Origin of the sequence: Micrococcus sp. MS-ASIII-49 (assembly GCF_000946635.1) — a bacterium.
GTDB classification, from domain to species: domain Bacteria; phylum Actinomycetota; class Actinomycetes; order Actinomycetales; family Micrococcaceae; genus Micrococcus; species Micrococcus luteus.
This window is the reverse complement of record NZ_JXSP01000080.1, coordinates 1-21072: the sequence shown is the minus strand read 5'-3', so window position 1 is coordinate 21072 and position 21072 is coordinate 1. Positions and strand designations below refer to the sequence as shown.

General features: G+C 73.3%; 20 protein-coding genes and 1 pseudogene. 11 read left to right on the top strand and 10 right to left on the bottom strand.

Translation table 11 applies throughout. The features are described 5' to 3' along the window. The first annotated feature begins 65 nt into the window (after positions 1-65). Genes SJ20_RS06000 through crtX form a run of 8 tightly spaced genes read left to right on the top strand, consistent with a single transcriptional unit; the run spans position 66 to position 6671 of the window. Positions 66-1142, top strand: coding sequence for a polyprenyl synthetase family protein (locus SJ20_RS06000; protein WP_044659285.1), 1077 nt, complete (start codon positions 66-68; stop codon positions 1140-1142). 1 nt (position 1143) lies between these two features. Further along, positions 1144-2040: a squalene/phytoene synthase family protein gene (locus tag SJ20_RS05995; protein WP_044659284.1), complete on the top strand. Its 897-nt coding sequence runs from the start codon at positions 1144-1146 to the stop codon at positions 2038-2040. Next, entirely contained in the window at positions 2037-3737 is a 1701-nt protein-coding gene (crtI, locus tag SJ20_RS05990) for a phytoene desaturase family protein (protein WP_044659283.1), read from the top strand. Before SJ20_RS05995 ends, crtI begins: the two co-directional genes overlap by 4 nt. Continuing rightward, positions 3734-4618 carry a prenyltransferase gene (locus SJ20_RS05985; RefSeq protein ID WP_044659282.1) on the top strand — a complete coding sequence of 295 codons (885 nt, stop codon included), beginning with the start codon at positions 3734-3736 and terminating at the stop codon, positions 4616-4618. Before crtI ends, SJ20_RS05985 begins: the two co-directional genes overlap by 4 nt. After that, the gene (gene crtYg, locus SJ20_RS05980) at positions 4588-4977 is read left to right on the top strand and encodes a C50 carotenoid gamma-cyclase subunit alpha CrtYg (protein WP_044659281.1); all 390 of its coding nucleotides are present in this window, start codon (positions 4588-4590) and stop codon (positions 4975-4977) included. The genes SJ20_RS05985 and crtYg overlap by 31 nt, the downstream gene beginning before the upstream one ends. Continuing rightward, positions 4974-5330, top strand: coding sequence for a C50 carotenoid gamma-cyclase subunit beta CrtYh (crtYh, locus tag SJ20_RS05975; RefSeq protein ID WP_044659280.1), 357 nt, complete (start codon positions 4974-4976; stop codon positions 5328-5330). Before crtYg ends, crtYh begins: the two co-directional genes overlap by 4 nt. Then, on the top strand, positions 5269-5883 hold the full coding sequence (locus SJ20_RS05970) for a hypothetical protein (protein ID WP_235281267.1): 615 nt from the start codon (positions 5269-5271) through the stop codon (positions 5881-5883). Before crtYh ends, SJ20_RS05970 begins: the two co-directional genes overlap by 62 nt. Further along, on the top strand, positions 5880-6671 hold the full coding sequence (gene crtX / locus SJ20_RS05965; RefSeq protein WP_036340477.1) for a C50 carotenoid glucosyltransferase CrtX: 792 nt from the start codon (positions 5880-5882) through the stop codon (positions 6669-6671). The genes SJ20_RS05970 and crtX overlap by 4 nt, the downstream gene beginning before the upstream one ends. Here crtX and SJ20_RS05960 read toward each other — a convergent pair. Next, the gene (locus SJ20_RS05960) at positions 6656-8341 is read right to left on the bottom strand and encodes an SDR family oxidoreductase (RefSeq protein ID WP_044659278.1); all 1686 of its coding nucleotides are present in this window, start codon (positions 8339-8341) and stop codon (positions 6656-6658) included. The two genes, crtX and SJ20_RS05960, sit on opposite strands and share 16 nt — an antisense overlap. 134 nt (positions 8342-8475) lie before the next feature. Here SJ20_RS05960 and SJ20_RS05955 point away from each other — a divergent pair, with 134 nt between their 5' ends. Both SJ20_RS05955 and SJ20_RS05950 read left to right on the top strand, forming a co-directional pair. Continuing rightward, positions 8476-11907 carry an SNF2-related protein gene (locus SJ20_RS05955; protein ID WP_044659277.1) on the top strand — a complete coding sequence of 1144 codons (3432 nt, stop codon included), beginning with the start codon at positions 8476-8478 and terminating at the stop codon, positions 11905-11907. Positions 11908-12063: 156 nt separating this feature from the next. Further along, a complete protein-coding gene (locus SJ20_RS05950; protein ID WP_044659276.1) occupies positions 12064-13332 on the top strand; it encodes an aminotransferase class I/II-fold pyridoxal phosphate-dependent enzyme in 1269 nt (422 codons plus the stop codon). A gap of 33 nt (positions 13333-13365) precedes the next feature. Here SJ20_RS05950 and SJ20_RS11700 read toward each other — a convergent pair. Further along, positions 13366-13569 (bottom strand): annotated as a pseudogene (locus tag SJ20_RS11700) (acyl-CoA dehydrogenase); the annotation flags it as partial. A gap of 134 nt (positions 13570-13703) precedes the next feature. On the opposite strand from SJ20_RS11700, the gene SJ20_RS05945 reads away from it, so the two are divergent. Next, positions 13704-15176 carry a PQQ-binding-like beta-propeller repeat protein gene (locus SJ20_RS05945; protein WP_044659275.1) on the top strand — a complete coding sequence of 491 codons (1473 nt, stop codon included), beginning with the start codon at positions 13704-13706 and terminating at the stop codon, positions 15174-15176. 25 nt (positions 15177-15201) lie between these two features. On the opposite strand, the gene SJ20_RS05940 is transcribed toward SJ20_RS05945, so the two are convergent. From SJ20_RS05940 to SJ20_RS05910, 8 genes are all read right to left on the bottom strand, one after another. Beyond that, positions 15202-15615: a DUF805 domain-containing protein gene (locus SJ20_RS05940; protein ID WP_020626549.1), complete on the bottom strand. Its 414-nt coding sequence runs from the start codon at positions 15613-15615 to the stop codon at positions 15202-15204. Between the two features lie 10 nt (positions 15616-15625). After that, positions 15626-15904 carry a hypothetical protein gene (locus tag SJ20_RS05935; protein WP_223247480.1) on the bottom strand — a complete coding sequence of 93 codons (279 nt, stop codon included), beginning with the start codon at positions 15902-15904 and terminating at the stop codon, positions 15626-15628. Next, a complete protein-coding gene (locus SJ20_RS05930) occupies positions 15901-16224 on the bottom strand; it encodes a hypothetical protein (RefSeq protein WP_020626551.1) in 324 nt (107 codons plus the stop codon). The genes SJ20_RS05935 and SJ20_RS05930 overlap by 4 nt, the downstream gene beginning before the upstream one ends. A gap of 479 nt (positions 16225-16703) precedes the next feature. Beyond that, on the bottom strand, positions 16704-17216 hold the full coding sequence (locus SJ20_RS05925; protein WP_020626554.1) for a GNAT family N-acetyltransferase: 513 nt from the start codon (positions 17214-17216) through the stop codon (positions 16704-16706). Positions 17217-17296: 80 nt separating this feature from the next. Continuing rightward, positions 17297-17710, bottom strand: coding sequence for a VOC family protein (locus tag SJ20_RS05920; RefSeq protein ID WP_036314920.1), 414 nt, complete (start codon positions 17708-17710; stop codon positions 17297-17299). A gap of 45 nt (positions 17711-17755) precedes the next feature. Further along, positions 17756-17938, bottom strand: coding sequence for a hypothetical protein (locus SJ20_RS11870; RefSeq protein ID WP_020626556.1), 183 nt, complete (start codon positions 17936-17938; stop codon positions 17756-17758). Between the two features lie 308 nt (positions 17939-18246). After that, positions 18247-19746: an aldehyde dehydrogenase family protein gene (locus SJ20_RS05915; protein ID WP_036314923.1), complete on the bottom strand. Its 1500-nt coding sequence runs from the start codon at positions 19744-19746 to the stop codon at positions 18247-18249. A gap of 37 nt (positions 19747-19783) precedes the next feature. Next, positions 19784-20878 (bottom strand): alcohol dehydrogenase catalytic domain-containing protein, encoded by a 1095-nt coding sequence (locus SJ20_RS05910; RefSeq protein WP_020626558.1) that lies wholly within the window; start codon positions 20876-20878, stop codon positions 19784-19786. Between the last annotated feature and the right edge of the window lie 194 nt (positions 20879-21072).

Genomic DNA, 21072 nt, shown 5'->3' with positions numbered 1-21072 from the left:
GAAGTTAGACGGTCGAACAGATGCGGCGGTCGGTGCCGCGTCGTGTCCGCCACCGAGGAGGCGCCATGGGTGAAGTGAGGACGGGCGGCGAGGCCGCGCTCTCCGGGGTGACCGCCGAGCTGGACGCCGCGCTCCGACATGCCGCGGCCCAGGCGCCCGGATCCGCCGCCTTCGCCGAGCTGCTCGACTCGCTCCACGTCCATGTGGGCGCCGGCAAGCTCATCCGCCCCCGTCTCGTCGAGCTCGGCTGGCGCCTGGCGACCGCCGACCCGGTCCCTCCGTCCGGCCGCGCTGCCGTCGACCGACTCGGGGCCGCCTTCGAACTGCTGCACACCGCGCTGCTCGTCCACGACGACGTCATCGATCGGGACGTGCTGCGGCGCGGCCAGCCCGCCGTGCACGCCTCCGCCCGGCACCGCCTCGAGGCCCGCGGGGTGCCCGCCGCGGACGCCGCCCACGCCGGGGTCGCCGTCGCCCTCATCGCGGGGGACGTCCTGCTCACCCAGGCGTTCCGGCTCGCCGCCACCTGTGCCGCCGACACCGCCCGGGCCGCCGAGGCCGCCGCCGTCGTCTTCGACGCCGCCGCCGTGACTGCGGCCGGCGAGCTCGAGGACGTGCTCCTGGGGCTGTCCCGCCACACCGGTGAGGAGCCCGATCCCGACCGCATCCTCGCCATGCAACGGCTCAAGACGGCGCACTACACGGTCGGCGCGCCCCTGCGCGCCGGCGCCCTCCTGGCCGGGGCGGATCCCGACCTCGCCCGGGCGATGGGCGAGGCCGGCGCCGACCTCGGCGCCGCCTACCAGGTGATCGACGACGTCCTCGGCGTGTTCGGCGATCCCGGGGAGACCGGCAAGTCCGCCGACGGCGACCTGCGCGAGGGCAAGGCCACCGTGCTCACCGCCCACGGCCGCCGCATCCCCGCCGTCCGCGCCCTGCTCGACGCGGGCCCGGCCACCCCCGCGGACATCGAGGCCGCCCGCCGCGCCCTCGAGGCGGCCGGTGCCCGGGAGCACGCCCTCGACGTCGCCGCCGAGCTCACCGTCCGCGCCCGCGAGCGCATCGCGGCCCTGCCCCTGGACGAGACGGTCCGGGCGGAGTTCGCCGACGCCTGCCACGCCGTGCTGACCCGGAGGTCCTGAGATGGCCGCGCCCGCCCCGATCCCTGCCGCGCTGTACACGCGGACGGCCCACGCCGCAGCGGCCCAGGTGATCCGCCGTTACTCCACGTCCTTCTCCTGGGCCTGCCGCACCCTGCCCCGGCAGGCACGCCAGGACGTGGCGACGATCTACGCCATGGTCCGCGTCGCCGACGAGGTGGTCGACGGCGTCGCGGTGGCCGCCGGGCTCGACGAGGCCGGGGTCCGCGCCGCCCTGGACGACTACGAGCGGGCGTGTGAGGCCGCGATGGCGTCGGGCTTCGCCACCGACCCGGTCCTGCACGCCTTCGCCGACGTGGCCCGTCGCCACGGCATCACCCCGGAGCTGACCCGTCCCTTCTTCGCCTCCATGCGCGCGGACCTGGGGATCCGCGAGCACGGCGCCGAGTCCCTGGACGCCTACATCCACGGCTCGGCCGAGGTGGTGGGGCTGATGTGCCTGCAGGTCTTCCTCTCCCTCCCCGGCACGCGGGCCCGGACCCCGGGCCAGCGGCAGGAGCTGCGCGCGCAGGCCTCCCGGCTGGGGGCGGCGTTCCAGAAGGTCAACTTCCTCAGGGACCTGGCCGCGGACCACCACGAGCTGGGCCGCACCTACCTGCCCGGTGCCGCACCGGGCGTGCTCACCGAGGCCCGCAAGGCCGAGCTCGTGGCCGAGGTCCGCGCCGACCTCGACGCCGCCCTGCCCGGCATCCGTGTCCTGGACCCCGGGGCCGAGCGCGCCGTGGCCCTGGCGCACGGACTGTTCGCGGCCCTGGTGGACCGGATCGAGGCGACCCCGGCGGCCGAGCTGGCCCACCGCCGTGTCCGGGTGCCGGACCATCAGAAGGCCCGGATCGCCGCCCGCGTCCTGGCACGGGGCCGCCGGGGAGGCCGCCGATGAGCGCCCGGGACACCGCTCTCGGCCCGCGCACCGTGGTGGTGGGCGGCGGTTTCGCCGGACTGGCCACGGCGGGCCTGTTGGCCCGCGACGGGCACCGGGTGACGCTGCTGGAGCGCGGCGCCGTCCTGGGCGGCCGTGCCGGACGCTGGTCTGAGGCGGGGTTCACCTTCGACACCGGGCCCTCCTGGTACCTGATGCCCGAGGTGATCGACCGCTGGTTCCGCCTCATGGGGACCTCCGCCGCCGAACGGCTGGACCTGCGCCGTCTGGACCCCGGCTACCGGGTGTACTTCGAGGGGCACCTCCACGAGCCCCCCGTGGACGTGCGCACCGGCCACGCGGAGACGCTGTTCGAGTCCCTCGAGCCCGGCGCCGGGCGCCGGCTGCGGGCCTACCTCGACTCCGCGTCCCGGATCTACGGGCTCGCCAAGGAGCACTTCCTCTACACGGACTTCCGCCGGCCGGCCGCCCTGGCCCACCCGGACGTCCTGCGCGCCCTGCCGGCCCTCGGGCCCCAGCTGCTGGGGGGCCTGCGCTCCCACGTGGCGGCCCGCTTCCAGGATCCCCGGCTGCGCCAGATCCTGGGCTACCCGGCGGTCTTCCTCGGCACGTCCCCCGACCGTGCCCCCGCCATGTACCACCTGATGTCCCATCTGGACCTCGCCGACGGCGTGCAGTACCCCCTCGGCGGGTTCGCGGCCCTCGTGGACGCCATGGCGGAGGTCGTGCGTGAGGCCGGCGTGGAGATCCGCACCGGGGTCGAGGCGACCGCCGTGGAGGTCGTGGACCGTCCCGCCCCCGCCGGCCGCCTCGGACGCCTGGCCGCCCGCCTGCCCAGGCCGGGAGCAGCCCGCGGGGACGAGGGCCGACGTCGCCGCCCGGGCCGGGTGACCGGCGTCGCCTGGCGGTCCGACGACGGCGCCGCGGGACGCCTCGACGCCGATGTGGTGGTGGCCGCCGCGGACCTGCACCACGTGCAGACCCGTCTGCTGCCTCCCGGCCGGCGCGTCGCGGAGTCCACGTGGGACCGGCGCGACCCCGGCCCCTCCGGCGTGCTCGTGTGCGTGGGGGTGCGCGGATCCCTGCCCCAGCTGGCCCATCACACCCTGCTGTTCACGGCGGACTGGGAGGACAACTTCGGGCGCATCGAGCGGGGAGAGGACCTCGCCGCGGACACGTCGATCTACGTCTCGCGCACCTCCGCCACGGACCCGGGGGTGGCCCCGGAGGGCGACGAGAACCTGTTCATCCTCGTCCCGGCCCCCGCCGAGCCGGGGTGGGGGCGTGGCGGCATCCGGGTCCGTGACGGCGAGGGCTGGCGGGTGGACCGCGCCGGGGACGCCCAGGTGGAGGCCGTGGCGGACCGGGCCCTCGACCAGCTGGCCCGCTGGGCCGGGATCCCCGACCTGGCCGAGCGCATCGTGGTGCGGCGCACCTACGGGCCCGGTGACTTCGCCGCGGACGTGCACGCCTGGCGGGGTTCGCTGCTGGGCCCCGGGCACACGCTGACGCAGTCGGCCATGTTCCGCCCCTCGGTGCGGGACGCGGACGTGGCCGGCCTGATGTACGCGGGCTCCTCGGTGCGCCCGGGCATCGGGGTGCCCATGTGCCTGATCTCCGCCGAAGTGGTCCGGGACGAACTGCGCCACGACGCGCGCAGGGCCCGGTCCGCGGGCCCCGGGGGGAGCGGCACATGATCCGCACCCTCTTCTGGGCGTCCCGGCCGGTCAGCTGGGTGAACACGGCGTACCCGTTCGCCGCCGCCGCGATCCTGACCGGGGGGCTGCCCGCGTGGCTGGTGGTCCTGGGCGTCGTGTTCTTCCTGGTGCCCTACAACCTGGCCATGTACGGCATCAATGACGTGTTCGACTTCGCCTCGGACCTGCGCAACCCCCGCAAGGGGGGTGTGGAGGGCTCCGTGCTGGGCGACCCTGCGGTGCGCCGCCGGGTGCTGGCGTGGTCGGTGCTGCTGCCCGTGCCGTTCGTGGCCGTGCTCGCGGGCTGGTCCGCCGTGCGGGGCGAGTGGGCCGCCATGCTGGTGCTGGCGGTGAGCCTGTTCGCGGTGGTGGCGTACTCCTGGGCGGGGCTGCGGTTCAAGGAGCGGCCCTTCCTGGACGCGGCGACCTCCGCCACCCACTTCGTCTCCCCCGCGGTCTACGGCCTCGTGCTCGCCGGGGCGACCCCCACGCCCGCCTTGGCGGCGCTGCTGGGGGCGTTCTTCCTGTGGGGCATGGCCTCGCAGATGTTCGGGGCCGTGCAGGACGTGGTGCCGGACCGGGAGGGGGGCCTGGCCTCGGTGGCCACCGTGCTGGGCGCCCGGCGCACCGTCCTGCTCGCCGCCGGCCTGTACACGGCGGCGGGCCTGCTGCTGCTGGCCACCGACCCGCCGGGCCCGCTCGCGGCGCTGCTGGCCGTGCCCTACGTGGTGAACACCCTGCGCTTCCGCCGCATCACGGACGCCACCTCGGGCGCGGCCCACCGCGGCTGGCAGCTGTTCCTCCCCCTGAACTACGTGACCGGCTTCCTCGTGACCCTGCTGCTGATCGGGTGGGCGCTGAGCCGGGGGGCCGCGGCATGATCTACCTGCTGGCCCTGCTGGGTGTCATCGGCTGCATGCTGCTGGTGGACCGGCGCTTCGAGCTGTTCCTGTGGCATCGCCCGCTCCCGGCGCTGCTGGTGCTGGCCGCCGGGGTGGCCTACTTCTTCGCCTGGGACCTGTGGGGGATCGCCGAAGGCGTGTTCCTGCACCGGCAGTCGCCCTACATGACCGGGGTGATGCTCGCCCCCCAGCTGCCCCTGGAGGAGGGGTTCTTCCTGCTCTTCCTCAGCCAGATCACGATGGTGCTGTTCACCGGGGCGCTGCGCCTGCTGCGCGGCCGGCGAGGTGACGCCCGTGCCGCGACGGCGGCCGATCCGACCGACCGGGGGAGCCGGTGACCTTCCTCGACCTCGTCCTCGTCTTCGTGGGCTTCGCCCTGGCCGTGCTCGTGGGCGCCGCCCTCGTCGGCCGCGTGCGGGGCGGGCACCTGCGGGCCGTGGCGGCCACCCTGGTGGCCCTGTGGGCCCTCACGGCGGTCTTCGACAACGTGATGATCGCCGCGGGGCTCTTCGACTACGGCCATGAGCTGCTGGTGGGTGCCTACGTGGGCCAGGCGCCCGTCGAGGACTTCGCCTACCCGCTCGGCTCCGCCCTGCTGCTGCCGGCGCTCTGGCTGCTGCTGACGAGCCGTGGTCGTGCCGGTCGGCGCGGCCGGCGGCCGGGACGCCGCCCCCACCCGGGCGATCGCTGACATGCTGCCGCTGATCCCCGCAGACCTGTTGCGCGCGCTCGGCCTGATCCTCGTCCCGGTCGCGGCGGTGCACGCCGGATGGCCGTCCGCGGCGGCGATGCTGCTCGTGTTCGGCTCCCAGTGGCTCACCCGCTGGCTCGCCCCGGGCGGAGTCCTGGACTGGGCCGCGCAGGCGGTCCTGCTGCTGGCCGGGTGGCTGAGCGTCATCGGCCTCTACCCGCGGGTGCCGTCGCTGGACCTGCTCGTGCACGCCGCCGCCTCCGCCGTGGTCGCCTGTCTGACGGCACTGGTGGTGGGGGCATGGCTCCGGCGTCGGGGGACCGAGGCCGGGCAGGCCGTGGCGCTGCTCGGCCCGGGCCTGGCCGGGCTGGGGATCGCGGCCGCCGCCGTGGCCCTGGGCGTGGTGTGGGAGCTGGCCGAATGGTGGGGGCACACGGCGGTGACCCCCGAGATCGGTGTGGGCTACACGGACACCATCGGCGACCTCGCCGCCGATCTCGTCGGCGCCGGGATCGGCGCCGCCCTCGCCGTGCGCCGGGAGCGCATCCGGTGACCCCGGCCCGCCCCACGGTCTCCGTGGTCGTCCCGGTGCTCGACGACGCCGAGCACCTGCGCGTGTGTCTCGCCCTGCTGGCCGCCCAGAGCCGGCCGGCGCTGGAGGTGGTGGTGGTGGACAACGGCTGCGTGGACGACTCGGCGGTGCTCGCCCGCGCCGCCGGCGCGCGGGTGGTGCACGAGCCGCGCCGCGGGGTCCCGGCCGCGGCGGCCGCCGGCCTGGACGCCGCGGTCGGGGAACTGCTGGTGCGCTGCGACGCCGACACGCGGATGCCCGCGGACTGGCTCGAACGGATCGTGGCTCGGTTCGACGCCGACCCCGGGCTCGACGCCCTCACCGGGCCGGGGACCTTCCACGACCAGCCCGGCCTCCGGGGACGGGTGCGGGCGGCGCTCTACACCGGCGCGTACCGCTGGGGGGCGGGCGCCGCGGTGGCGGCCACCCCCGTCTGGGGCTCCAACTGCGCCCTGCGCGCCGAGGCGTGGCAGGCTGTGCGGACCCGCGTCCACCGCGAACGCGGGGACGTGCACGATGACCTGGACCTGTCCTTCCAGCTGGCCCTGGCCGGCCGCCGGATCCGGTTCGATCCGGACCTGCGGGTGGAGGTCGCCGGGCGCATCTTCCACTCCCTGCGCCAGCGGGTGCGGCAGGGCCGGATGGCGGTCACCACCCTGCAGGTCAACTGGGCCCGGCTGTCCCCCGGGCGGCGGTGGCTGCGCCGGGCGGCCCGGTCACGCCCCCGGCCCCACTGGGGGCGTGGCCCCGACGGTCAGTCCCGCGACTGAGCGCCGCCGGCGCCGCGGGCTCGCCTGTCCAACGGGTTGCGACGCAGGGGCAGCCGGTCCACCAGCGGCCGCAGCAGGCCGCGGGTGCGGGGACGCTCGCCGCCGTCGTGCCGGCGCCTGGCCTCGGCCAGGATGTTCGCGGCCATCTCCGGGAACACCACGGCGTGGAAGGGCAGGATGGCGGTCCAGTAGGCGCGTCCGAGCAGGCCGTCCGGCATGAAGACCGCCCGCTGGCGGTAGACGGAGCCTCCGCCCTCCCGCGGCTCGGTGCTCAGCTGCAGCCAGGCCCGCCCGCCGGCCTTCATCTCCGCCCGCAGGGTCAGCCGCCGCCCCGGCTCCACGTCCTCCACCCGCCACCAGTCCACGGCGTCGCCGCGTCGCAGGTGGTTCGGGTCCCGCCGGCCGCGGGTCAGGCCGGGCCCGCCGGCCAACTTGTCCATCAACCCGCGGATCTTCCACAGCAGCGGGGTCGAATACCAACCGTTGGCGCCGCCCACCGACTCGATCACCGGCCACACCTCCTGCGCGGGCAGGTCGGACTCGCGCTCGCGCTCGTCCGTGTAGACCGTGGTGCCGGCCCACTCGGGATCCGAGGGCAGGGGGGCGGCCGGGTCCGCGGAGCTCTGGAGGTCCGCGTCGAAGGTGACGTCCAGGGGGCCCTCCTTCTCCCGCTTCAGCGCCAGCCGCACGGCGTCCATGTAGGAGGTCAGCCCGCCCGGCGGGTCCGGGATGAGGTCGCGGACCGAGCGGTCCTCCACGACCGCCTCCTCGGCGAGGGATGCGGCCAGGGGCAGGGCCACCGCGACCGGGATGGGGGTCACCATGCCGATCCAGAAGCCCGCCAGGGTCTTCAAGGGCAACGGGGTGGGGATCACGATGCGCCGGGACAGGCCGGCGGCCTTGGCGTAGTCCACCAGCACGCTCGCGAACGGCTGGGGGTGCCCGTTGCCGATCTGGGCCCGCAGCTGCACGGGCTCCGGGAGGGCGCAGGCCTGCAGGAGGTAGTACAGGACGTCGCGGATGGCCAGCGGCTCCACCCGGTTCCTCAGCCAGGACGGGCCGGGCATCACGGGCAGCCGCTCGGCGAGGTGGCGGATCATCTCGAACGAGGTGGAGCCCGAGCCGATGATCACCCCGGCCTCGAACGTCAGTGCCGGGGTCGCCGCCCGCTCGAGACGCTCGGCCACGAGGGCGCGGGAGCGCATGTGGTCGGACAGCTCCGCGACGGGGACCGTGTCCGGGTGCAGGCCGGAGAGATAGACGAGCTGGGCCACGCCGGCCGTGTCCGCGGCGGTGCCCACGATGTCCGCGATCCGCTGCTCCTGGGCCACGAAGTCGCCGCCCCCGCCCATGGAGTGCACGAGGTAGAGCACGGTGTGCACGTCCTGCATGGCGGCTTCGACGAGGTCCGCCTCGGTGAGGTCGAGCTCCACCGCCTCGATGCTGTCCGACCACGGTCGGTCCGCGAGGTCGGAGGGGTTCCGGGCGCCGGCCCGGACGTCGAAGCCGGCGGCGAGCAGCTCGGGGATGAGGCGCCCGCCCACGTAACCGGTGGCACCGGTGACGAGGACGCGACGGCCCCGGCCGTCCGGCAGGGACAGGCCGAGGGGGGAGGTGTGGGACGCCGGCGTGGCACCGGCGGGGACGGGGGAGGGCTGTGTGGACGCCATGGGCGCACTCTAGGGTCCGGGGCGGGTCGGGCTGAAGGTCTCAGGTGTGCGGACCCGGGGCCCGTGAGTGGGCACGCCGCCGGACCTGCGTCGGTCGGAGCGGGCCCGGCACGGTCCGTGAAAGACTGCTCGCTATGGCCACTGCAGATTCCGGAGACGTCCTGCCGCACCTGCGCACCGAGGCCATCCGCGCCGTCGTCGGGCCCACCAGTGCGGACCGCGGCTTCGCCGTGGCCGCGTCGGGTGCCGTGGGGCGCCTGCGCTATGACGCCGCCACCGGCCGTCTGAGCGCCTCCGTCCAGGGCACCGCGCCCAGCCCCTACCGGGTGCAGGTGCAGCTGCAGGAGGCCTACGACGACGCCGCCGAGGACGGCGCCGGCGCCCTCATGGAGCCGGTGGGCGGGCGCTGCACGTGCCCGGTCGGGACGGACTGCAAGCACGTGGCCGCCGCGCTCTACCAGGTGGTCCGCCTCGACGCCGACCAGGCCCTCGACGACGCCCGCCGCAAGCTCGCCGAGATGGTCACCACGGCGGACGCGCTGCCCGCGCCCGCCGGCCGGGGCCACGACGGCGGCGGCCCGGCCGGCCTCGACGCCCCGGCCGCGGACGGGGCGGCGCCCCCACCCGCTGCCGGCCTGGACTGGCGACGGGTCATGGAGCCGCTGGCCGGGCTCGACGGTCCGCGCCGGCTGGGCACGCCGCCCGCGCTGGCGATCGGCGTGGAGCTCGTGGCCGAGTCCTCCCGCAACGCGTTCCAGCAGTGGGGCCCGGCGACGGCCGGGGAGGAGCAGGTGCGCGAGGGCCGCCCGCTGTACGTGACCGTGCGCCCGCTCAAGCGCGGGGCCAAGGGGACGTGGATCAAGGGCGGGCTGACGTGGAAGGCGTTCCAGTTCCCGCGCGCCGAGTTCGCCCCCGCCCAGGAGCGGGCGATGCGCCTGATCTGGCGTCAGGTCCAGGCCGAGGACTCCTACCCGGGCGACGCCTGGTTCGGTCTGCACGTCTTCGACTCCCCGCGGATCTGGCAGCTGCTCGCGGAGGCCCGCGAGGTCGGGGTGGAGCTCGTGCCGCTGGGGCTGCTGACGGACGTGGTGCTGGAGGCGCCCGCCGCCGTCGGGCTGGACGTCACCGGCGCCCCCGACGGCGGCCTGGACGTGGCCCCGGCCCTCGACCCGGCCCCGCCCGTCCCCGGGCTGAGCGGTGTGCACGCCGTGGGCGGCATCGGCTTCTACCGCGTGGAGCTCACGGACGAGGAGGCCGTGCTCCACCTGATCCCCGCCGAACGCCCCGTCCCCGAGGCCGTGCAGCAGCTCGTGCTCGCCGGCGGGCCCGTGCGCGTGCCCGCCGCGGACCGCGAGGAGTTCCTCGGCCGGATCTACCCGCGGCTGCGTGGCGCCCTGCCCGTGACCAGCGGCGACGCCTCCGTGGAGCTGCCCGAGTTCGAGCCGCCCGTGCTGCGGCTGCGCGCCGACTTCCGGCCCGACCACGAGCTCGTGCTGCGCTGGTCCTGGCTCTACTTCGACCCGCCCCGCGAACTCGGCCTCGACGCCGGCGGCGACCCCCTGCGGGACACCCGGCACGAGGACGCGGTGCTGCGCGCCGTGGCCGAGCTCTGGCCGCGCGCCGGCCGCGCCGAGGAGCAGGTCCTCGAGGGCGTGGGCGCCGCCCGGTTCTCCGAGCAGGTGCTGCCGCTGCTGCAGCGCGCCGACCACGTGCGCGTGGACGTCACCGGCGACCGCCCCGACTACCGCGAGCTGAAGGCCGCCCCGCGCATCGAGGTCGGCACGAAGGCCACGCAGAACGACTGGTTCGACCTCGGTGTGCAGGTCTCCGTGGACGGGCACGTGCTGCCGTTCGTGGAGCTGTTCACCGCGCTCGTGCAGGGCAGGACCACGCTGATCCTCTCGGACGGCTCCTACCTGGGCCTCGACCACCCCGCCTTCGACCGGCTGCGCGCCCTGCTCTCCGAGGCCGCCACCCTGCAGGAGTGGACCCCGGAGCACACCCCCGTCTCACGGCACCAGGTCGGCTTCTGGGAGGACCTCAAGGAGCTCGCGGACGAGGTGGACGAGGACCCGGAGTGGACCGCCGCCGTCGGGCGTCTGGCCGCCGTCGAGCGCCTCCCCGAGGCCCCGCGCCCCGCCGGCCTGAAGGCCGACCTGCGCCCCTACCAGGAGGAGGGCCTGCGCTGGCTCGCGTTCCTGTGGGAGCAGGACCTCGGCGGGATCCTGGCCGACGACATGGGCCTGGGCAAGACCGTCCAGACCCTCGCGCTCTTCGCCCACGCGCGCCAGGCCCGGCCCGAGCGGCCGCCGTTCCTCGTGGTCGCGCCGAGCTCCGTGGTGTCCGTGTGGGCGGCCGAGGCCGAGAAGTTCACCCCGGACCTCGACGTGCGCGTCCTGGACACCACCACCCGCAAGCGCGGCACCGCCGTGGCGGACGAGGTGGCGGGGGCGGACGTGGTGGTCACCAGCTACACGCTCCTGAGGATCGACGCCGGCCAGTACGGCGGACTCGACTGGGGCGGGGTGGTCTTCGACGAGGCACAGTTCCTGAAGAACCGCGCCGCGAAGGTGCACACGGTGGCCCGCGACCTGCGCGCCCCCTTCCGGCTGGCCATCACCGGCACGCCGATGGAGAACTCCCTCAGCGACCTGTGGGCGCTGCTGGGCGTCGTCGTGCCGGGCCTGTTCCCGAGCCACCGCCGGTTCCGCGAGACCTACGTGACCCCCATCGAGACCGGGGGGGACCCCGAGCGGATGGCGGCCCTGCGCCGCCGCGTGCGCCCGTTCATGCTGCGCCGCTCCAAGGAGCTCGTGGCGAAGGACCTGCCGTCCAAGCAGGAGCAGATCCTCCAGGTGGAGCTCGAGCCGGCCCACCGCAAGCTCTACGACCGCGTGCTCCAGCGCGAGCGCCGCAAGGTGTTGGGCCTGCTCGGGGACATGGACGGCAACCGGTTCACCATCTTCAAGTCGCTCACGCTGCTGCGGATGCTCGCGCTGGCGCCGCAGATCGTCGACGACCAGTACGCCTCCGTGCCCAGCTCGAAGCTCGAGCGGTTCCTCGACGACCTCACCGAGGTGATCGGCGAGGGGCACCGCGTGATCGTGTTCAGCCAGTTCACGAGCTTCCTGCGGGTGATCGCCGAGGAGCTGGACCACCTGGAGATCGAGCACGCGTACCTCGACGGCTCCACGCGCGGGCGCGCCGAGGTGATCCGTGGCTTCCGTGAGGGCGAGGCGCCGGTGTTCCTGATCTCCCTGAAGGCGGGTGGCTTCGGCCTGACCCTGACCGAGGCGGACTACGTGTTCCTCATGGATCCGTGGTGGAACCCCGCCGCGGAGGCGCAGGCCGTGGACCGGGCGCACCGGATCGGGCAGGAGCGGACCGTGATGGTCTACCGGCTCGTGTCCGAGGGGACGATCGAGGAGAAGGTGCTCGAGCTGCAGCGGCGCAAGGCCGAGCTGTTCGGCGCGCTCATGGACGAGTCCGACGACTCCGGCGCCGGCGCCTTCACCGACTCCCTCACCGCCGAGGACATCCGGGAGATGCTCGGCGCCGAGGAGTGAGGGCCGCGCGAGGCGTACCGGACGTTTTCGTTCGGGAAACGGCGGCGTGTCGCGACGTTTTCGTTCGGGAAACGGCGGCCCGCCCGCCCGTTTCGTCAACGAAAGTCGTCCCCGGGGCGCCGTTTCCCGAACGAAAGCGGGGGGTAGCCTCGGGCCATGCGTCGCCCGTCCCGTTCCAGCACCGCCGACCCCGCCAGCACCGCCGCCCCTGCCCCCACCGCCACCCCCGCCTTCGCGCCGTCCGCCCGGTCTCAGGTGCCACCGTTCACGGTGATGAGCATCCTCGGCCGGGTCGCCGAACTCCGTGCCGCCGGCCACGACGTCGTCAGCCTGTGCGCGGGGGAGCCGGGCGGGGGCGCCCCGCCCGCCGTCGACGCCGCGGCCGCCGCCGTCCACGCCTCCGGCCGTGCCTTCACCTACACCCCGGCGCTGGGCCTGCCGGAGCTGCGGGCCGCCGTCGCCGGCCACTACCGCCGCTGGTACGGGCTCGACGTCCGCCCCGAGCAGGTCGCGATCACCACGGGCTCCTCGGGGGCGTTCATGCTCGCCTTCCTCGCGGCGTTCTCCCCGGGGGACCGCGTGCTCCTGCCGCGCCCCGGCTATCCGGCGTACCGCAACATCCTCGCGGCGCTCGGGGTGGAGGTGGCGGACGTGGACGTCGACGCCGGCACCCGCTACCAGCCCACGGTCGCCCACCTGGAGGCGGCGCTCGCGGAGGGCCCGGTCGCGGGGCTCGTGCTCGCCTCCCCGGCCAATCCCACGGGCACGATGGTCAGCGCCGACGAGCTCGCCGAGCTCGCCCGCTGGTGCGAGGAACACGGTGTGCGGCTCGTCTCGGACGAGATCTACCACGGCATCGTGCACACGGACGGGCAGGGGCCCGGCGCCTGCGCATGGCGCACCTCCCGCACCGCGCTCGTGGTCAGCTCGTTCTCCAAGTACTGGGGCATGCCCGGCTGGCGGCTGGGCTGGATGCTCATGCCGGACGACCTCGCCGCCGCGGTCGACGGCCTCGCCGGCTCGGTCGCCCTCTGCCCGCCCGCTGCCGCCCAGGAGGCGGCCGTCCACGCGTTCAGCGAGGAGTCCTACGCGTTCTGTGCCGAGCAGGCCGGCGGCTTCACGGCGACGCGCGGCGTCGTGCTGGCCACCCTGCCCCGGCTCGGCTGGGCCGACGCCGCCCCCGCCGACGGCGCCTTCTACCTCTGGGCCCGTCTCGCCCCGGGCATGCTGGCGGAGTTCGGCAGCGCCGTCGGCTACTGCGCCGCCCTGCTGGAGGAGGCCGGCGTCGCGCTGACCCCCGGCGACGACTTCGACGCCGTCCACGGGCCCGAGTCCGTCCGCCTCTCCTTCGCCGCTGGCCCGGACGCCGTCCACGAGGCGCTCGAGCGGATCGCCGCCTGGCATGCGGCGCGCGGCCTGGCCTGAGGGGCTCCGCCGCGCGCCACACCGCCCGACGCCTCAGCCGCCCAGCCGGTAGTGGCGCTCGAGCGGCGTGCCGTTGACGGCCCGGTCGCCGAGCAGTCGGGCGCGGTAGATCAGCGGGTTGTGGCTGGCGAGCACCCGCGCATTGCGCCCATGCCGGCCCAGCCCGCGCGTGCGCAGCGTCGCGGAGGCTCCGCCCACCTCGAACAGCCGGGTCGCCGCGTCGAGGGCGTCACGTGCCGGTTCCCGCGACGGGGGCGCGCCGTCGGCGCCGCCGGGATGACGGGGCGGGGTCCACCGCCATATTGCGAACCATCCGCAACAGTCTTTATTGTGAATCAGTCGCATCTTCTCGCCCTCGTGAAAGGCTCCCCGTGTCCCACTCCGCCCCGCAGCGCCGTTCCGCGCGCACCGCCGCCCTCTCCGCCACCCTCGCCGCCGCGGCCATCGCCCTCACGGCGTGCGGCGCAGACGCCGCCCCGTCCGGCCCGACGTCGGCATCCGCCTCCGCCTCGGGCGGCTCCGAGTCACCGGCGGGTGAGGCGACGGCGGCCTCCTCCGTCTCCGAGGAGGACCGCGTCGACCCGACCCAGACCACCGAGGTCTCCGCGGTGACGCTGCGCATCCTGCTCTCGCACGAGGACGGGCTCACGCTGCTCGACGCCGAGTCCGGTGAGGTGGTGAAGGAGCAGGACATCACGGGCTTCACGCGGCTGAGCAACGCCGGCAACGGCAAGGACGTCCTGGTGACCACCGGGAAGGGCTGGGAGGTGTTCTCCACCGGCATCCAGGCCAAGGCCCACGGCGATCACTTCCACAACTACGAGTCCGCGCCCGGCATGACCGGCGTGACGTTCCCGGGTGAGCATCCCGGCCACGTCGTCACCCACAACGGCAAGACCACCCTCTTCGCGGACGGCACGGGCGCGATCCGCACCTTCGACTCGACCCACCTGGACAAGGCGACCCCGGACCTCATGCCCGTCATGACGGAGGCCGAGACCGAGGACCCGCACCACGGCGTGGCGCTCGAGCTCTCCGACGGCGCCCTCTTCACCACGCAGGGCACCGAGGACTCCCGGGACACGCTCCAGGTGATCGACCCGAAGACCGGCGAGGTCACGGCCGAGACCGACGACTGCCCCGGCAGCCACGGCGAGGCCGCGGCCCAGCCGACGGAGGCGGGCGACGTCGTCGTGATGGGCTGCGAGAACGGGCCCGTCGTGTACCGGGACGGCGAGTTCCACAAGGTGGACGTCGAGACCGAGTACCAGCGATCCGGGAACCTGTTCGGGCTGCATGACTCGCCCATCGTCCTGGGTGATCACAAGGTCGAGGAGGAGCCGACGGAGGCCGTCGAGCGGCCCACGGAGATCGCCCTCATCGACACCCGCACCGATGAGCTCACCACCGTGGACCTCGGCTCGTCCTACTGGTTCCGCTCGCTCGGCCGCGCCGAGGACGGCTCCGCGGTCGTGCTGACCTACGACGGCGAGGCCAACGTGATCGACGAGGAGACCGGTGAGGTCACCGCCGAGTACCCGGTGATCGAGCCGTGGAAGGAGAAGGACGAGTGGCAGGAGCCCGGCCCGATCCTGAAGGTGGCCGGGAACACCGCCTACGTCACCGACGCGGAGGCCCAGAAGCTCGTGGCCGTCGACCTGGAGACCGGTGAGACCGTCCTGGAGAAGGACCTGGAGTTCGCCCCGGTCGAGATGGCCGTGGTCACCGGCCAGCCGGAGTCCGTGAAGCCCGAGGAGGGCGCTGATGCCGAGTCCGGCCACGACGAGCACGCCGACCACGATCACGGCCACGAGTCCGACGAGCACACCGACCACGATCACTGATCAGGTCGGGCCAGGGGAGCGGGGGTCAGCGCCGCGCGGCCGTGGCCCCCGCCGGCACCGGGTCCGACGCATCGGCGGGGTGTCCGAGGCGCGGGGCGGACGGCTGGAGCGCGAACACGAGCAGCGTGAGCGGGCCGACGAACGGCACCAGCCCGAGGAACAGCCACGCGCGGCTGAAGCCGGCGTCGTGGAGGCGCCGGGCGAGCAGGGCGAGCGAGGGGAGTGCGTGCGTGATCCCCACGAGGAGGACGGCCGCGTCGCGGAGGGACAGGTCCGGGGAGCCGAGGAGGAACACGTCCAGGACGGTGGACACGAAGTGAACGACGGCCTGCAGGAGCCACACGTAGAGCGCCGCGAGCCAGAAGTCGGCGCGGGACGCGCGCCCGCTGAACTGCGCGTAGCCGGCGTAGTAGCGGCGGATGGCCTGAAGCATGGTCATGGTCCGGCCCTCAGTCCTGCCGAGGGGACGCCAGCAGACCCTGTGCCGCGACGATCACGAGCATCGCAGCTCCCGCTTCGGCCGCCCCCGCGGGCCCGGCCACGGGATCGCCGAGAACCGCGACTACGGCACCGGCGAGCCCCAGCACGGCCATCGCCCCGCCGATCCACCAGAACACCGGGGCCTGGAATGCCCGGGCGAACGGGAGGAAGTGGCCGCCCACCACGGCGGCCACCAGGGCGATCTGCGCCGTCGGTGCGTCGAGCGCGAGTGCCACCAGGCGTGTCACGGGGAGGAGCGCCAGCATCGTGACGACGGCGATCCCGTAGACGCGCCGCGGGCGGGCGCCTGCACGGCGGGCAGCACCCGCCGGCGCAGCAGCACGACCACCAACGTGAAGCCGATCAGCGCGATCGCGCTGCCGCGCAGCGTGCCCTGGTGCTCGGCCGGCAGCCCCGCGATCCCGCCGAACAGGAAGGCGCCGCCGCCGACCACCCCGATCAGCCCGCCCCACACCACCGGGTGCCGGAGGTGGCCGATCCCGCGGACGGGCGGGTCGTCGTCGAAGTGGGCCGGCCGCATGGGGCGGGCCGTGGTCGTGTCCGTCATGGTTCCCCCTCGCATCACGTGTGACATGCGTCATCCTGCCATGACGGGTGGACGGGTCAGGCCCCCTGTGGACAGGCCCCGATGATCATCAGCGGGTGCTCCGCCGCGTCGAATGGGCGGCCGTGCCAGCCGCTCCAGACGCGGTCCACCGCCAGGTCCACCGACGCCGGCTCGATCAGCTCCGCCGTGCCCCGCCGCCACTCGACGCGGTCCCCGCCGGGGCGATCCCCGCGACGACGCGGGCGTCATCGTAGGCGCGGCGGTTCGTCTCGGCCGGGTCCAGATGCATGGACGGCACCGTATCTTGAAGATGACCGCATGCACCGCCAGCTGGACCACGAGGAGTTCGACCAGCGGCTCGAGGGCTGAGCCGCCGCGGTCTGCCGCGCTCACCCCACGAAGACGCAGAAGCGCCTGGCCGGCTGGGCGCAGGGCGTGTCTCCTCAGTGGGCACGCACCCATGGCGGCAGTTCAGTGCGTCATGCCTCTTGGCCGTGGCTGCTGTAGACCACGATCGGCGCTCTACTGGGATCGCGCGTCCTCTTCCACACGGTCATGCCAATTCGTTCGGCCACGCGACGGGAAGCCATGTTGTCGGGGTTGATGATCGCGGTGACCATCGTTGCGTCGAGGGTCTCGAACCCGTGTCGCAGGCAGGCAGAGGCCCCCTCGGTTGCCAGTCCCTGTCCCTGGCGTTCAGGCAGGACGTGGTAGCCGACCTCGAGGACCTCCTGGCCGTCGACGTTCTGCCAGGTCAGGCCGCAGTCACCGATGAAGTCGCCGGTGGTCCGGTGTTCGATGACCCACAGGCCGAACCCATGCTTGGCGTAGTTGTCCTTCGACCAGTTGATCCACCGCTGCACCTCGTTGCGCGACTTGGCCCGCGGGTAGTAGCGCATGACCTCCGCGTCTCCGCGGAGCCTGCACATGTCGTCGAGGTCAGCGTCGGTCATGCACCGGAACGTGAGTCGATCGGTGGGTTGCGGGATCACCCGACGACCTTACCGACGGCACTGAACCGGCTTCTTTGTCTTCGACATGTGCGTGAAACCACCCCCGCGGTCTGCCGCGCTCACCCCACGAAGACGCAGAAGGGGTGGCCGGCCGGGTCCGCGAACACGTACAGGGGCTCGTCCTCGTCGTCGGAGCGGTCCTGGACGAGGCGCCCGCCCAGGCGCAGGGCGTGGTCGTGGGCCGCGTCGAGGGAATCGCGGTCCGGCACGGTGAAATCCAGGTGCAGCTGCATCGGCACCTCGGGTGACGGCCACGTGCTGGGCTTCAGTTCGTCGGTGCGCTGGAATGTCAGGACGCGGCGGCCGTCGTCGTCCAGCAGCACGAGCCAGTCCGCGCTGTCCGGCTCGCGACCGTCCGCGAGCTCGTCGCCCGCGCGGTAGTGGAGGCCGAGGAGCTCGCGGTAGAACTCCGCGACGGAACGGATGTCGACGGCGTCGATCACCGGCTGCTGGAGCACGGGGCGAGTGACCATGGCCACACACTAAGCGACCTCGGTGTCCGCGTCAGCGTCTCGGCCTCAGTCGACGTCGTCGCGCCCCGCATCCACCCACCGCGCGGCCGGCACGACGGCGGCCAGCGAGACCACCGCCAGGACCTGCCACCCCGCGAGCGCCCAGCCGACCCCGAGCGCACCGCCTCGATCAGTGGCTGATCCCTCGCCGCCCATCCGGTGGCGGGGGATCAGCCGTGCGGTGGGCACGAGGCCACGGATGGGACCGAGACTTGCGGCGCTCCCGCTTGCGGTGGCCGTACCGGTGGCTGAGAGGCGAATGCGAAAAGCGTGACCGGCCCGATCTTCGGATCAGACACAGGAAGATCCAGGCGCGGTTGAAGTCAGCGTCGTGGAGCCGGCGTCGTAGCGCCGGATTGCGTCGCTGAAATGCAGGGCCTTGCCCTCAGCCCTGCCGCGACGGGCGGATGCGGCAGGCGCCCCTGTGAATGACCACCGATGTCGGTCAGCCGCCGCAGGATCCCACCCGCGGCGGCTGACCGACTGGCGTTCGTCTGTCAGAGTGCGATGGTCACGGACTTCACCTGGGTGTACAGCTCCAAGCTCTCCGCGCCCAGCTCCCGGCCCCAGCCGGACTGCCGAAAGCCACCGAACGGCAGCTGCGAGTCCAGGGCATGGAAGGTATTGACCCACACCGTGCCGGCCTTGAGCCGTGCGGCCACGCGGTGGGCACGGGAGACGTCCCGGGTCCACAGGGCGGCGGCGAGGCCGTATACCGAATCGTTCGCGGCGCGGATCACTTCGTCCTCGTCGGTGAACTTCACGGAGACGGCCACCGGGCCGAAGATCTCCTCGCGGACAATGGACATCTCCGGGGTGGTCTCCGTGAAGAGGGTGGGCTCCACGTAGAAGCCGGCGTCGCCGTGCCGCTGCCCGCCCGTCAGAGCGACGGCACCGTCCCGCTTGCCCTCCTCAACGAAGCCCATCACCCGGTCCAGCTGCTCCTGGGAGACCAGCGGGGTGATGGCGGCGTCCTCGGTGCCCGGACCGATGCTCATCTGGCGCATCTTCGCGGCGAGGGCCTCGTTGAACCGGTCGTAGACGTCGGCGTGCACGAACACGCGCGTGCCGGACTCGCAGGCCTGACCCGAGTTCAGGGTGAATCCCATGAGCGCCCCGTCCACGGCGGCGTCGATGTTGGCATCCGCGAACACGATGTTGGGGGACTTGCCTCCCAGCTCGAGCGACACCTTCTTCAAGTTTTCGGCCGCCGCCCCCACGATCTTCTTGCCCACCTCGGTGGAGCCGGTGAACGCGACCTTGTCCACGTCAGGGTGGGCGGTGAGCGCAGCACCGGCGTCGCCGTGGCCGGTGACGATGTTGACGACGCCAGCCGGCACGCCTGCCTCCGTCAACAGTTCGCCCAGCATCAGTGCTGTCAGCGGCGTCTGCTCCGCGGGCTTGAGGACCACGGTGTTGCCCGTGGCCAGTGCGGGGGCGATCTTCCAGGCCGCCATCAACAGCGGGAAGTTCCATGGGATGATCTGACCGCACACGCCCACGGGCTCGCGCCGTGTGTAGGAGTGAAACTCGGCCTCGGGCGGGGCCAGCAGCATGGATGGAGCATTGACGGCCCCCTGCAGCTTCGAGGGCCAGCCCGCGTAGTAACGGAAGCAGTCCGCAGCGGCGCGGACGTCAAAGGCGCTGGCGATGCCCACGCCTTTGCCCTGGTCGAGGGACTCCAGGAGCGCGAAGTCCTCGAGGCGTTCGGTGATCAGGTTGGAGATCCGCCACAGCAGGTCCTCGCGTACATTCGGCCGCATCCGCACCCATGAGCCCTCGTCGAAGGCGGCACGGGCCGCGGCGACGGCGGCGTCGATGTCGGCCTGCTCGGCGTGCGCCACCGTGGCGAGCACCTCGCCGGTGGCAGGATCCCGGGTCTCGAAGGTCTTCCCGGACGCCGCGTCGACCCATTCACCGCCGATCAGGAGGCGGTGGGGGCGGTCCAGGAAGGCGCGTACTCGCGCGGTCATAGGGGAGTTCGATGTCTCAGTCATGGTGCGTCCTAGGAGTCGTGAGATGGGGAGTGGGGCATCAGAACGAGGTGATGACGGAACGGATCACCTCGCCGTTGAGGAGCCGCTCGTACCCGGTATTGATCTCATCGAGGGAGATCTCCTGGGAGACCATGTGGTCCAGATCCATACGTCCCTGGACGTACAGGTCGGCGTACAGCGGGATGTCGCGCTGGATGTTGGAGGAGCCCATGGCCACCGCCTGCAGGCGTCGCTGTGCGAACAGCGAATCGAGCGAGGCGCCGAACTGGGCCGTGGTCCCGGGCGGGGCAATGCCGATCAGGTACGCGGTTCCGCCAGGTCCGAGAACGTCCTGGGCGAGTTGCTGGGTCACTGGCAACCCGATGGCCTCGAACGCGTGGTCCACTCCGGTGCCCGTGATCCCGAGGACCGCCTCGACGGCGTCCCCGGAGCCCGAGTTGACCACGTCGGTGGCGCCGAACCGGCGGGCCGCCTCAAGCTTGGAGTCGTCCAGGTCGATCGCGATCACGCGCTTGGCGCCGCATAGACGGGCACCGCTCACGGCATTGAGGCCGATGCCACCGACGCCCACGACGGCCACCGTGTCACCGGGCCGTACGTGGGCCGTGTTGATGGCCGCGCCAGCACCGGTGACGACCGAGCAACCGATGAGCGCGGCCTGCGGGAAGGGGATGTCCTCGTTGACAACGGCTAGCTGGTTCTCATGGACGAGTACCTGCTCGGCGAATCCGCCCACGTTGACGGACTGGGCGACGGGCGTGCCGTCCTGAAGTGTGAGGCGTGGCTTCTCCTCCGGCCCCCGCACCACAGCCTCCTGATTCAGGCACAGGGTGGTCTGGCCCGCGAGACACCGCGCGCAGGCCCCGCAGTAGGCGATCAGACAGGCGACGACGCGGTCGCCCGGCTTCAGGCTTGTCACGCTGGGGCCGACCGCGGCGACGACACCGGAGATCTCATGCCCTCCGGCGGCGGGCAGGGGCAGGCCGAAGTCGTGGTCGATGAGGTGCAGGTCCGAGTGGCACAGGCCGGAGGCCTTCACGTCCACCAAGACCTCCCGCCCCACCGGGTCGTCGATCACCACATCATGGATCTCGAACTTGCCCCCGACCTTCATTGCGAGCGCTGCGCGCATAATCGTTCTCCATTCACTAGGGTCGATTCCTGTCGCCTGAATATGACCTAGATCACATGTGGCAGAGTCAGGCTATGACCGGTGCCGTAGGGGCGGGGTGTGCAGTTCTGCGACACCCGCGGCGGCGGTGGCCCATCCTGACGGCGGGGGTCCTGGTGATGTGCGGACGGGCGGCCTAGGTGTTGTGGGTCATG

Excerpts from the sequence above, each read along its gene's own strand:
- SJ20_RS05960 (WP_044659278.1), bottom strand. The coding sequence starts at position 8,341 with ATGGCGTCCACACAGCCCTCCCCCGTCCCCGCCGGTGCCACGCCGGCG.
- SJ20_RS05930 (WP_020626551.1), bottom strand. The coding sequence starts at position 16,224 with ATGACGGACACGACCACGGCCCGCCCCATGCGGCCGGCCCACTTCGAC.
- SJ20_RS06000 (WP_044659285.1), top strand. The coding sequence starts at position 66 with ATGGGTGAAGTGAGGACGGGCGGCGAGGCCGCGCTCTCCGGGGTGACC.
- SJ20_RS05955 (WP_044659277.1), top strand. The coding sequence starts at position 8,476 with ATGGCCACTGCAGATTCCGGAGACGTCCTGCCGCACCTGCGCACCGAG.
- SJ20_RS05995 (WP_044659284.1), top strand. The coding sequence starts at position 1,144 with ATGGCCGCGCCCGCCCCGATCCCTGCCGCGCTGTACACGCGGACGGCC.
- SJ20_RS05940 (WP_020626549.1), bottom strand. The coding sequence starts at position 15,615 with ATGACCATGCTTCAGGCCATCCGCCGCTACTACGCCGGCTACGCGCAG.
- SJ20_RS05950 (WP_044659276.1), top strand. The coding sequence starts at position 12,064 with ATGCGTCGCCCGTCCCGTTCCAGCACCGCCGACCCCGCCAGCACCGCC.
- SJ20_RS05920 (WP_036314920.1), bottom strand. The coding sequence starts at position 17,710 with ATGGTCACTCGCCCCGTGCTCCAGCAGCCGGTGATCGACGCCGTCGAC.
- SJ20_RS05915 (WP_036314923.1), bottom strand. The coding sequence starts at position 19,746 with ATGACTGAGACATCGAACTCCCCTATGACCGCGCGAGTACGCGCCTTC.
- crtI (WP_044659283.1), top strand. The coding sequence starts at position 2,037 with ATGAGCGCCCGGGACACCGCTCTCGGCCCGCGCACCGTGGTGGTGGGC.
- SJ20_RS05985 (WP_044659282.1), top strand. The coding sequence starts at position 3,734 with ATGATCCGCACCCTCTTCTGGGCGTCCCGGCCGGTCAGCTGGGTGAAC.
- SJ20_RS05910 (WP_020626558.1), bottom strand. The coding sequence starts at position 20,878 with ATGCGCGCAGCGCTCGCAATGAAGGTCGGGGGCAAGTTCGAGATCCAT.